Origin of the sequence: Burkholderia dolosa, assembly GCF_902499135.1 — a bacterium.
Taxonomy (GTDB): domain Bacteria; phylum Pseudomonadota; class Gammaproteobacteria; order Burkholderiales; family Burkholderiaceae; genus Burkholderia; species Burkholderia dolosa.
Genome location: NZ_CABVPR010000048.1, coordinates 32898 through 44416 on the forward strand (window position 1 = coordinate 32898; position 11519 = coordinate 44416).

The 11519-nt window shown below is 67.0% G+C and carries 9 protein-coding genes; 7 read left to right on the top strand and 2 right to left on the bottom strand.

Annotated features, from left to right (window positions below; translation table 11 throughout):
- Window positions 1-119 precede the first annotated feature (119 nt).
- The 5 genes from BUB20358_RS20150 to purU all read left to right on the top strand — a co-directional run bounded on the left by BUB20358_RS20150 (window position 120) and on the right by purU (window position 5256).
- Complete coding sequence (locus tag BUB20358_RS20150) at window positions 120-2126, top strand: monovalent cation:proton antiporter family protein (RefSeq protein WP_006763379.1); 2007 nt, start codon at window positions 120-122, stop codon at window positions 2124-2126.
- Between the two features lie 99 nt (window positions 2127-2225).
- A complete protein-coding gene (locus BUB20358_RS20155) occupies window positions 2226-2792 on the top strand; it encodes an adenine phosphoribosyltransferase (protein ID WP_035971710.1) in 567 nt (188 codons plus the stop codon).
- A 25-nt stretch (window positions 2793-2817) separates the two neighbouring features.
- Window positions 2818-3432 (top strand): LysE family translocator, encoded by a 615-nt coding sequence (locus tag BUB20358_RS20160; RefSeq protein ID WP_006763381.1) that lies wholly within the window; start codon window positions 2818-2820, stop codon window positions 3430-3432.
- A 5-nt stretch (window positions 3433-3437) separates the two neighbouring features.
- Window positions 3438-4304 (top strand): NUDIX hydrolase, encoded by an 867-nt coding sequence (locus tag BUB20358_RS20165; RefSeq protein WP_035971712.1) that lies wholly within the window; start codon window positions 3438-3440, stop codon window positions 4302-4304.
- Between the two features lie 67 nt (window positions 4305-4371).
- Window positions 4372-5256 carry a formyltetrahydrofolate deformylase gene (gene purU, locus BUB20358_RS20170; protein ID WP_035973267.1) on the top strand — a complete coding sequence of 295 codons (885 nt, stop codon included), beginning with the start codon at window positions 4372-4374 and terminating at the stop codon, window positions 5254-5256.
- A gap of 78 nt (window positions 5257-5334) precedes the next feature.
- Here purU and BUB20358_RS20175 read toward each other — a convergent pair whose 3' ends face one another.
- Together BUB20358_RS20175 and uvrA are read right to left on the bottom strand one after the other, a co-directional pair.
- Window positions 5335-6417: an AI-2E family transporter gene (locus BUB20358_RS20175; RefSeq protein ID WP_006763384.1), complete on the bottom strand. Its 1083-nt coding sequence runs from the start codon at window positions 6415-6417 to the stop codon at window positions 5335-5337.
- Between the two features lie 223 nt (window positions 6418-6640).
- A complete protein-coding gene (gene uvrA / locus BUB20358_RS20180) occupies window positions 6641-9526 on the bottom strand; it encodes an excinuclease ABC subunit UvrA (RefSeq protein WP_006763385.1) in 2886 nt (961 codons plus the stop codon).
- Window positions 9527-9788: 262 nt separating this feature from the next.
- Here uvrA and BUB20358_RS20185 point away from each other — a divergent pair, with 262 nt between their 5' ends.
- A complete protein-coding gene (locus BUB20358_RS20185; RefSeq protein ID WP_006763386.1) occupies window positions 9789-10976 on the top strand; it encodes an MFS transporter in 1188 nt (395 codons plus the stop codon).
- Window positions 10977-11077: 101 nt separating this feature from the next.
- The coding region (gene ssb, locus BUB20358_RS20190) for a single-stranded DNA-binding protein (RefSeq protein WP_174905106.1) at window positions 11078-11519 on the top strand (442 nt) is incomplete at its 3' end.

Consider the following 11519-nt stretch of genomic DNA (forward strand, 5'->3'; position numbering starts at 1 on the left):
GAGTATAGCAAAGGCGTTTGTTCGCCGCGCCGGCCTTCGGACTCGTCTGAAGTTGCCTGTCCACCGCCATTCCCCGCGCCCGCGTTGCCGCGGCCCCGACGAACGAGGACGCTTCGCCCGTGATTTCCCCGCTCGAAATGACCCTGCTGCTGCTGCTGGCCTCGGTGGTGGGCGTCGTCGTATTCCGGTCGCTGAATCTGCCGCCGATGCTCGGCTATCTGACCGTCGGCATCCTGGTCGGCCCGCACGCGTTCGGCGTCGCGGCGGATCTCGAACGGGCCGAGCATCTGGCCGAATTCGGCGTGGTGTTCCTGATGTTCTCGATCGGCCTCGAATTCTCGCTCGCGAAGCTGCGCACGATGCAGCGGCTCGTGTTCGGCCTCGGGCTGCTGCAGGTGGTCGCGACGCTCGTGTTCGCGGTCGTGCTCGGCATGCTGTTCGAGCGGTGGATGCACATTACGTGGCAGGGCAGCGTCGCGCTCGGCGGCGCGCTCGCGATGTCGTCGACGGCGATCGTGTCGAAGATGCTCGCCGAGCGGCTCGAAATCGAGACCGAGCACGGTCGCAACATCTTCGGCGTGCTGCTGTTCCAGGACCTCGCGGTCGTGCCGCTGCTGATCGTGATCGCCGCGTTCGGCGCCGAGTCGTCGAAGGATCTCGCGCTGACGCTCGGCCTCGCGGCGGTCAAGATCGTGATCGCGCTCGCGCTGCTGCTGATCGTCGGCCAGCGCTTCATGACGCGCTGGCTCAACGTCGTCGCGCGGCGCCGCTCGCAGGAGCTGTTCGTGCTGAACCTGCTGCTCGTCACGCTGGGCGCCGCATTCGTGACCGACCGCTTCGGGCTGTCGCTCGCGCTCGGCGCGTTCATCGCCGGGATGCTGATCGCGGAAACGCCGTTTCGTCATCAGGTCGAGGAGGACATCAAGCCGTTTCGCGACGTGCTGCTCGGCCTGTTCTTCGTGACGACCGGGATGCTGCTCGATCCGCGCGTGATCTGGGAACATCCGCTGCTCGTGTTCGGCTTCTTCATCGGCCAGGTGCTGTTCAAGGGGACGATGATCGCGGGGCTCGCGCGGCTGTTCGGCGCGACGCCCGGCGTCGCGATGCGCACCGGCATCGGCCTCGCGCAGGCCGGCGAATTCGGCTTCGTGCTGCTGAACCTGATTCTCGACCGGCATCTCGTCGATTCGACGCTGCTGCAGGCGATCCTCGCGTCGATGCTGCTGTCGATGCTCGCGGCGCCGTTCCTGATCCAGAACGCGGACCGGATCGTGATGCGGCTGTCGTCGACCGAATGGATGCAGCAGTCGCTGCAGATGACGCGCATCGCGACGCAAAGCCTGAAGCAGCGCGGCCACGTGATCATCTGCGGCTACGGCCGCGCCGGCCAGAACCTCGCGCGGATGCTCGAGCAGGAAGGCATTCCGTACGTCGCGCTGGACCTCGATCCGGACCGCGTGAGCGCGGCAGCGACCGCAGGCGAATCGGTCGTGTTCGGCGACGCGGCGCGCCGCGAGTCGCTGCTCGCGGCCGGCATCCACCGCGCGGCGGCCGTCGCGATCACGTATGCGAACACGCCGTCCGCGCTGCGCGTGCTGCACCACGTGCACGAGCTCGAGCCGACGCTGCCGGCGATCGTGCGCACCGTCGACGACGCCGATCTCGAGAAGCTGCTCGCGGCCGGCGCGACCGAGGTGATTCCGGAGATCGTCGAAGGCAGCCTGATGCTCGCGTCGCATACGCTGGTGCTGGTCGGCGTGCCGATGCGCAAGGTCGTGCGGCGCGTCGAGGAGATGCGCGACGAGCGCTACAGCCTGCTGCGCGGCTATTTCCACGGCGCTGACGACGCGGACGACGACGATCACGAGCAGGTGCGGCTACAATCGGTGCCGGTCGATGCGCGCGCGGACGCGGTCGGACGCTCGCTGGAGGAGCTCGGGCTGTACGCGCTCGGGCTGGAAGTCACGGCGATCCGCCGGCACGGCATTCGCGGCGTCGAACCGGATCCGCAGACGAAGCTGCGCGCGAGCGACATCGTCGTGCTGCGCGGGCTGCCCGAGGCGCTTGCGCTCGCGGAGGAACGGCTGTCGCGCCACCGGCGCGATCCGCCCGCGGCCGCCGCGTGAGCGCCGGCACGCGCGAGCGTGCGTCGCCGCCCATAACCTGACCCGTATTGGTTCGAAACGGTGCCCGAGCTTCGCGCACCGTTTTTTTCGGAGAGTTTCATGTCGCATTCGTCGTCGGGCGCGCCGCTCGATCCGGTCGCCTTCATCCACAGCCAGATCCGCACGGTGCCCGACTGGCCGCAGCCCGGCGTGATGTTCCGCGACATCACGACGCTGCTGCAAAGCCCGAAGGCGCTGCGCATTCTGGTCGACCTGTTCGTCGAGCGCTATGTCGATGCGAAGCTCGACTACGTCGCGGGCCTCGACGCGCGCGGCTTCATCATCGCGCCGATCGTCGCGTACGAACTGAGCGTCGGCTTCGTGCCGATCCGCAAGGTCGGCAAGCTGCCGTACAAGACGCGCTCCGAATCGTACGAGCTCGAATACGGCAGCGCGACGGTCGAAATCCACGAGGACGCGTGCCGTCCCGGCGATCGCGTGATCATCATGGACGACCTGATCGCGACCGGCGGCACGATGATGGCGGGGCGCAACCTGCTGCAGCGGCTCGGCGCGGTCGTCGTCGAGGGCGCGGCGATCATCGATCTGCCCGATCTCGGCGGCTCGGCGCTGCTGCGCAACGCAGGGCTGCCCGTCTACACGGTCACCGAATTCTCCGGCCACTGAACGCCGGCCACGCAGCGAGGTCACGATGCCCAACTTCATGCTGTTTCTCGCGACGTCGATCGCGATCACGTTCGCGCCCGGGCCTGACAATCTGCAGGTGCTCGCGCGCGGCATCTCGCAGGGCCGCGCGGCCGGCTTCGTCGCCGCGCTGGGCTTCACCGCCGGCATCCTGTTCCACACGACGCTCGCGGCGCTCGGCGTCGCGGCGGTGCTGCGTTCGTCGCCGGTCGCGTTCGAAATCCTGAAGCTCGCGGGCGCCGCGTATCTGGTCTGGATCGGCATCAAGGCGCTGCGCAGCCACGGGCTCGCGAACGCGCACGCACGCGCGCCGCAGCCGCTCGGCGCGATCTTCCGGCAGAGCGTGCTCGGCAATCTGATGAACCCGAAGGTCACGCTGTTCTTCGTCGTGTTCCTGCCGCAGTTCGTCGACCCGCACGGCGCGCAGAGCGTGACGCTGCAGATGTTCGAGCTCGGCGCGCTGTTCATGCTGCAGACGGCCGCGATCTTTTCGCTGTTCGGCGTCGGCGCCGGCGCGATCGGCGCATGGCTGAAGCGCCGGCCGACGGTCGGCGTATGGCTCGACCGGATCGCGGGTGCGACGTTCATCGCGATCGGCATCCGCGTCGCGCTGAAGGACTGACCGCGATGACGTTTCCATGCATCGCGGCCGCGCGCCGCTTCGATCCGGCCGCGCATCTGCGCTTCGAGATCGCCGGCCGGCAGGTCGGCTGGGTGCGCCGCCGCGACGTCGGCATGCTCGCGCGCTGGCCGGACGTGTTCGAGATCGACGCCGAGTGCGTCGTGCTGTCGCCGCGCTACGACACGGTCGACGCGCGCAGCATGGCGCTCGCGAGCGCGATCGGCGCGCTGGCCGCGGAAGGTGCGATTCCGGGCTGGCGCGACGAGATCTATGCGATCCGCAACCGCTTCGACGATCCGCCGCTCGCGTATATCGAGCGCGCGGCGTCGCGCTTCTTCGGCACGCAGACTTATGCGGTGCACGTGAACGGCATCGTAGAATATGCGGCTGCGCCGGCGGAATCGTCCGCCGCGGCCGCGCCGCAGCTGTGGCTCGGCCGCCGCAGCGCGACCAAGGCGACCGATCCCGGCATGCTCGACAACGTCGTCGCCGGCGGCATCGGCTGGGGGCTCGGCGTGCGCGACACGCTCGCGAAGGAATGCTGGGAAGAAGCGGGCATTCCTGCGGCGCTCGCCGCGCGCGCGGTCGCGGGCCGCGCGGTACAGGTGCTCTGCTCGCTGCCCGAAGGCACGCAATCCGAACTGATCTTCGTGTACGACCTGCCGCTGCCGCGCGACTTCGCGCCGCACAACCAGGACGGCGAAGTCGCCGAACACCTGCTCGCGAGCGTGCCCGAAGTAATCGGCTGGCTGCGCGAAGGCCGCGCGACGATGGACGCGAGCCTCGCGACGCTCGATACGCTGCTGCGCCATCGCTGGCTCGCGACGGCAGACGCTGCCGGCATCGATGCGCTGTTCGCGTCGCCCGCATGACGCGCGCGGCGGGCCGGCCGCCGATCCGGCCAATTTGACGAATTCCGAAACGAAGGGAGTAGCGGTCATGTCGACCGATCACAGCTTTATTCTGAAACTGTCGTGCCCAGACCGGCACGGCATCGTTCACGCGGTCTCGGGCTTCCTGTTCGAGCGCAATCACAACATTCTGGATTCCGCGCAGTTCGGCGACAGCCGCACCGGCGAATTCTTCATGCGCGTGCATTTCGAGCAGGACGGCAACGGCGCCGATGCCGCGTCGGCGCTCGACACGCTGCGGCGCGAATTCGCGCCGCTCGCCGAGCAGTTCGCGATGCGCTGGGAACTGCACGACGCGGCGGTGAAGCCGCGCGTCGTGATCATGGTGTCGAAGATCGGTCACTGCCTGAACGACCTGCTGTTCCGCTATCGCACCGGGCAGCTGCCGATCGAGATTCCGGCGATCGTGTCGAACCACAAGGATTTCTATCAGCTCGCCGCGAGCTACAACATTCCGTTCCATCACTTTCCGCTCGCGGGCGGTTCGTCCGATGCCGCGAAGGCCGCGCAGGAAGCACGCGTGCTCGAAGTGATCGACGAGCATCAGGCCGATCTCGTCGTGCTCGCGCGCTACATGCAGATCCTGTCGCCGAACCTGTGCGAGCAACTGGCCGGCCGCGCGATCAACATCCACCATTCGTTCCTGCCGAGCTTCAAGGGCGCGAAGCCTTATTACCAGGCCTTCGACCGCGGCGTGAAGCTGATCGGGGCGACCGCGCACTACGTGACGACCGATCTCGACGAAGGTCCGATCATCGAGCAGGAAGTGGAGCGCGTCGATCACAGCATGACGCCGGATCAGCTGACCGCGATCGGCCGCGACGTCGAATGCGTGACGCTCGCGCGCGCGGTGAAGTGGCACGTCGAACACCGGATCGTGCTGAACGGAACGAAGACGGTCGTGTTCCGTTAAACCGATTCTGTGCTCCCCAACGAAAACGCCGCGCCCTTTGACCGGGGCGCGGCGTTTTTCGTCGTGCGGCGTGCGGCGTCAGATCAGCCGCAGCAGATACAGCTCGCGCTTCAGATACGCATAGAAGATCGGCGCGGCGATCACGCCGGGCAGCCCGAACGCGGCTTCCATGATCAGCATCGCGAGCAGCAGCTCCCACGCGCGCGACTCGATCTGCCCGCCGATGATCTTTGCGTTCAGGAAGTATTCGAGCTTGTGGATGATCACGAGGAACGCGAGCGACGCGATTGCCGTGCCCATGCTGACCGACAGCGATACGGCGACGATCAGCGTGTTCGAGATCAGGTTGCCGATCACCGGCAGCAGGCCGACGATGAACGTGACCAGCACGAGCGTTTTCGACAGCGGCAGCCGCTCGTGGAAGATCGGCAGCGCGACGAGCAGGTAGAGGCCGGTGAATGCCGCGTTGATCGCCGAAATCTTGATCTGCGCGAACACGATCCGGCGGAACGCGTCCGCGAAGCGCGACACGCGCGTGACGAGCGCGGTCGACAGTGGCCGGCGCACCTTGCCGTGCTCGACGCCGATCGCGATCATCGCGCCGATGATCATTCCGAACAGCACGTGGCCGAAGCCGCGTGCGACGCTCTTGCCGCTTTGCTGCAGCTGATCCATGTGCGAATGCATCAGCACGGCCGCCTTCGTCTTCATCTGCTCGACGTCGACCGGCAGCAGGTTCGCGATCCACGCCGGCGTGCGTGCGCGCGTCTGCTCGACGATCTGCATCAGCTGGCCGAGCAGCGTCTGCAGGTTCGGCACCGTGTGCTCGAAATGCTCGATGATGCCGATCGTCAAACCGGTGAGCGCGCCGACGATCGCGACCGACAGCAGCACGACCGCGACCCAGCGCGCGCGCATGCTGGTCGTGTGGCGTTCGATCACCGGCGCGATCGTGTGGATCAGCTGATAGACGAGCAGGCCGGCCAGCAACCCGCCGAGCAGCTTCAGCTCGAGGACGAGCCACATCATCAAGATCGCGAACAGATAGCTGCCGATCTCGAGCGCCGACAGCTTCGGCAGGCTCAAGTCGCTCGTCAGCCGCACGCTGCGCAGGTGCGGCTCGCGGCTTTGCGCGTCGCGCGACTCTTGTTGCTTCTCCATCGTGGATTCCTGTCGTTCGGGGGGCATGTCGCGCGGTGGGCGGCACGGCGGCGTTCGCCCGACGTCGCACTGGATTGGTGCGGACGGCGAACCTTACGACCGTAAAGTATAGCTGCCATTATGGCGCGCAAACCGGCCGTTCGGCGCGTGGTGTAAACGCAGAAAGGGAAAACGAGGGGGACGGGCGGCGCGCGGCCGGGCGACCGCGCGCGGGGACGGCGCGTCAGCCGGCCGCGACCTTGCGGGCCGGGCGCTTGAGCAGCGGCGCGAGGTATTTGCCGGTGAAGCTCGCCTTGGTTTTCGCGACCTGCTCGGGCGTGCCCTGCGCGATGATCTGGCCGCCGCCGGCGCCGCCTTCGGGGCCGAGGTCGATCACCCAGTCGGCCGTCTTGATCACATCGAGGTTGTGCTCGATGATCACGACCGTGTTGCCCTGGTCGCGCAGCCGGTGGATCACTTCGAGCAGCAGCGCGATGTCGTGGAAGTGCAGGCCGGTGGTCGGCTCGTCGAGGATGTACAGCGTGCGGCCCGTGTCGCGCTTCGACAGCTCGAGCGACAGCTTCACGCGCTGCGCCTCGCCGCCCGACAGCGTGGTCGCCGACTGGCCGAGGCGGATGTAGCCGAGCCCGACGTCGAGCAGCGTCTTCAGCTTGCGCGCGATGACGGGCACCGCGCTGAAGAATTCGTACGCCTGCTCGACGGTCATGTCGAGCACTTCGCTGACGTTCTTGCCCTTGTACAGCACTTCGAGCGTTTCGCGGTTGTAGCGCTTGCCGTGGCACACGTCGCACGGCACGTAGACGTCCGGCAGGAAGTGCATCTCGACTTTCAGCACGCCGTCGCCCTGGCATGCTTCGCAGCGGCCGCCCTTCACGTTGAACGAGAAGCGGCCGGGATCGTAGCCGCGCTCCTTCGCGGTCGGCACGCCGGCGAACAGCTCGCGGATCGGCGTGAACAGGCCCGTGTAGGTGGCCGGATTCGAGCGCGGCGTGCGGCCGATCGGCGACTGGTCGACGTTGATCACCTTGTCGAAATGCTCGAGCCCCTCGATCGCCTCGTGCGCGGCCGGCTCGGCCGACGAGCCGTACAGATGGCGCGCGACCGCGTGATACAGCGTGTCGTTGATCAGCGTCGACTTGCCGGAGCCCGACACGCCGGTGATGCAGGTCAGCAGGCCGACCGGCAGTTCGAGATCGACGTGCTTCAGGTTGTTGCCGTGCGCGTCGACGATGCGCAGCATCCGCTCGGGATCGGGCGCGATCCGCTCGTCCGGATACTCGATCGTGCGCTTGCCGACCAGATACTGGCCCGTCAGCGATTGCGGATTCGCCTGCACCTGCTTCGGCGTGCCTTCGGCCACGACCACGCCGCCGTGCTCGCCGGCGCCCGGCCCCATGTCGACGACGTAGTCGGCCGTGCGGATCATGTCCTCGTCGTGCTCGACGACGATCACCGAGTTGCCGAGGTCGCGCAGATGCTTCAGCGTCGCGATCAGCCGGTCGTTGTCGCGCTGGTGCAGGCCGATCGACGGCTCGTCGAGCACGTACATCACGCCGGTCAGGCCCGAGCCGATCTGCGACGCGAGCCGGATGCGCTGCGCCTCGCCGCCCGACAGCGTCTCGGCGCTGCGCTCGAGCGACAGGTAGTCGAGGCCGACGTTGTTCAGGAACGTCAGGCGCGCGACGATTTCCTTGATCACCTTGTCGGCGATCTCGCGCTTCGCGCCGTCGAGCGTCAGGCCGTCGAAGTAGCCGAGCGCGTCGCGCAGCGGCCAGCTGCTGATTTCGTAGATGCCGCGCGCGTGGTCGCCGGCGCCGATCCGCACGTAGCGCGCTTCGCGGCGCAGGCGCGTGCCGTCGCACGACGGGCACGGCTGGTTGTTCTGATATTTCGCGAGTTCCTCGCGCACCGCGACCGAGTCGGTCTCGCGGTAGCGCCGCTCGAGGTTCGGGATGATCCCTTCGAACACGTGCTCGCGGATCGTCGTGCGGCCGCGCTCGTTGATGTACGAGAACGGAATGGTCTGCTTGCCGGAGCCGAACAGCAGCACCTTGCGGATCTTCTCGGGCAGATCCTCGAACGCGGTGTCGATGTCGAAGTCGTAGAACGCCGCGAGGCTCTGCAGCATCTGGAAGTAGAACTGGTTGCGGCGGTCCCAGCCTTTGACGGCGCCGGCGGCGAGCGACAGCGACGGATGTGCGACGACGCGCTTCGGATCGAAGAACGTGATCTGGCCGAGCCCGTCGCATTCCGGGCATGCGCCCATCGGATTGTTGAACGAGAACAGGCGCGGCTCGAGTTCCTGCAGCGAATACGAGCAGATCGGGCACGCGAACTTCGAGCTGAACAGGTGTTCGCGGTCCGTATCCATCTCGAGCGCGATCGCGCGGCCGTCCGCGAGGCGCAGCGCCGTTTCGAACGATTCGGCGAGACGCTGCTTCATGTCCGCGCGCACCTTCAGACGATCGACGACGACGTCGATCGTGTGCTTGTCGTTCTTTTTCAGCTTCGGCAGCGAGTCGACTTCGTAGATCTTCGCGACGCCTTCGTTCGCGGTGCCGCCGCCGGAGCGCACGCGAAAGCGCACGAAGCCCTGCGCCTGCATGTCCTCGAACAGCTCCGCGTGCTCGCCCTTGCGGTTCGCGACGACCGGCGCGAGGATCATCAGCTTGGTGTCCTCCGGCAGCGCGAGCGCGGCATCGACCATCTGCGACACGCTTTGCGCTTCGAGCGGGATGTCGTGATCGGGACAGTACGGCGTGCCGACACGTGCGTACAAAAGTCGCAGGTAGTCGTGGATTTCCGTGACCGTGCCGACGGTCGAACGCGGGTTGTGGGACGTCGCCTTCTGCTCGATCGAAATCGCGGGCGACAGGCCCTCGATCAGGTCGACGTCCGGTTTCTCCATCAGCTGCAGGAACTGGCGCGCATACGCGGACAGGCTCTCGACGTAGCGGCGCTGCCCCTCCGCATAAAGGGTGTCGAACGCGAGCGACGACTTGCCCGATCCGGACAACCCGGTAATCACGATCAGCTTGTGGCGCGGCAGGTCGAGATTGACGTTTTTCAGGTTGTGGGTACGTGCCCCACGGATACGGATCTGTTCCATGAACCTGGCGAAAATGGAGGGGACCAAACCTGCTACTATAACGGCTTTTCGAGACCGTCGTCGGGGGCCCCGAGCCTTTGCAGCAGCTGGCAGCAAGGCGGCGCCTGCGCCGGGAAAAGCGGCCGCGCCGCACGGTTTCGGGCAGCCCGGCAGGCCGTCTGCAGCGCGCCGCGGCGACGCCTGCGAGGTCCCGCGCCGGCGGCACTGATCTTCCGCCGCCCGCCGCCGGGCGGACATTCCGATCATTCGAAATTCATTCCCGATGTCCAATCCGTCCGCCACGTCTTCCCGCATGAGTGCGCCCGAACTGCGGGCGACCACGTCGCTCGCGGCGATCTTCGCGCTGCGCATGCTCGGCCTGTTCATGATCATGCCGGTGTTCTCCGTGTACGCGAAAACCATTCCGGGCGGCGAGAACGTGCTGCTCGTCGGCATCGCGCTCGGCGCGTACGGCGTCACGCAGTCGCTGCTGTACATCTTCTACGGATGGGCGTCGGACCGATTCGGCCGCAAGCCGGTGATCGCGACGGGCCTGCTGATCTTCGCGCTCGGCAGCTTCGTCGCCGCGTTCGCGCACGACATCACGTGGATCATCGTCGGCCGCGTGATTCAGGGGATGGGCGCCGTGTCGTCCGCGGTGCTCGCGTTCATCGCGGATCTGACGTCCGAGCAGAACCGCACGAAGGCGATGGCGATGGTCGGCGGTTCGATCGGCGTGTCGTTCGCGGTCGCGATCGTCGGTGCGCCGATCGTGTTCCACTGGGTCGGGATGAGCGGGCTGTTCGCGATCGTCGGCGTGCTGTCGGTTCTCGCGATCGGCGTCGTGCTGTGGGTCGTGCCCGACGCCGCGAAGCCCGTGCACGTGCCCGCGCCGTTCGCCGAAGTGCTGCACAACGCCGAACTGCTGCGGCTGAACTTCGGCGTGCTCGTGCTGCACGCGACGCAGACGGCGCTGTTTCTCGTCGTGCCGCGCCTGCTCGTCGACGGCGGGCTGCCGGTCGCGTCGCACTGGAAGGTGTACCTGCCGGTGATGGGGCTCGCGTTCGTGATGATGGTGCCGGCCATCATCGTCGCGGAAAAACGGGGCAAGATGAAGCCGGTGCTGCTCGGCGGCATTCTCGCTATCCTGATCGGCCAATTGCTGCTCGGCAGCGCGCCGCATACCATCCTGATTGTGGCGGCGATCCTGTTCGTATACTTCCTCGGGTTCAACATTCTGGAAGCGTCGCAGCCGTCGCTCGTGTCGAAGCTCGCGCCCGGCTCGCGCAAGGGCGCGGCCACCGGTGTCTACAACACCACGCAGTCGATCGGTCTCGCGCTCGGCGGCGTCGTGGGCGGTTGGCTGCTGAAGCACGGCGGCGCGAACACGGTCTTCTTTGCGTGCTCGGGGCTCGTTGCCGCGTGGCTTATAATCGCGGCCAGCATGAAAGCGCCGCCGCGCAAGGCCTGATCTTTTTTCGGACAAGCCCCGGCCGCGTTTGCCGGGTTGCCCGGCGGGCCGATCCGGCACGATTCGCCATCGGCCCGGCATCGAATTTACTGGAGAAACACATGGCATCCGTCAACAAGGTCATCCTCGTCGGCAATCTCGGCGCCGATCCTGAAGTCCGTTACCTGCCGAGCGGCGATGCGGTTGCGAACATCCGTCTCGCGACGACCGACCGCTACAAGGACAAGGCGAGCGGCGAGTTCAAGGAAATGACCGAGTGGCATCGCGTCGCGTTCTTCGGCCGTCTGGCGGAAATCGTCAGCGAGTATCTGAAGAAGGGTTCGTCGGTGTACATCGAAGGCCGGATCCGCACGCGCAAGTGGCAAGGCCAGGACGGTCAGGATCGCTATTCGACCGAAATCGTCGCCGACCAGATGCAGATGCTCGGCGGCCGCGGCGGTTCGGGCGGCAGTGGCGGCGGTGACGAGGGCGGTTATGGCGGCGGCTACGGTGGTGGCGGCCGCGGCGAGCAGGCCGAACGCGGCGGCGCGGCGCGCAGTGCGG

Excerpts from the sequence above, each read along its gene's own strand:
- BUB20358_RS20155 (WP_035971710.1), top strand. The coding sequence starts at position 2,226 with ATGTCGCATTCGTCGTCGGGCGCGCCGCTCGATCCGGTCGCCTTCATC.
- purU (WP_035973267.1), top strand. The coding sequence starts at position 4,372 with ATGTCGACCGATCACAGCTTTATTCTGAAACTGTCGTGCCCAGACCGG.
- uvrA (WP_006763385.1), bottom strand. The coding sequence starts at position 9,526 with ATGGAACAGATCCGTATCCGTGGGGCACGTACCCACAACCTGAAAAAC.
- BUB20358_RS20185 (WP_006763386.1), top strand. The coding sequence starts at position 9,789 with ATGTCCAATCCGTCCGCCACGTCTTCCCGCATGAGTGCGCCCGAACTG.
- BUB20358_RS20165 (WP_035971712.1), top strand. The coding sequence starts at position 3,438 with ATGACGTTTCCATGCATCGCGGCCGCGCGCCGCTTCGATCCGGCCGCG.
- BUB20358_RS20160 (WP_006763381.1), top strand. The coding sequence starts at position 2,818 with ATGCCCAACTTCATGCTGTTTCTCGCGACGTCGATCGCGATCACGTTC.
- BUB20358_RS20175 (WP_006763384.1), bottom strand. The coding sequence starts at position 6,417 with ATGGAGAAGCAACAAGAGTCGCGCGACGCGCAAAGCCGCGAGCCGCAC.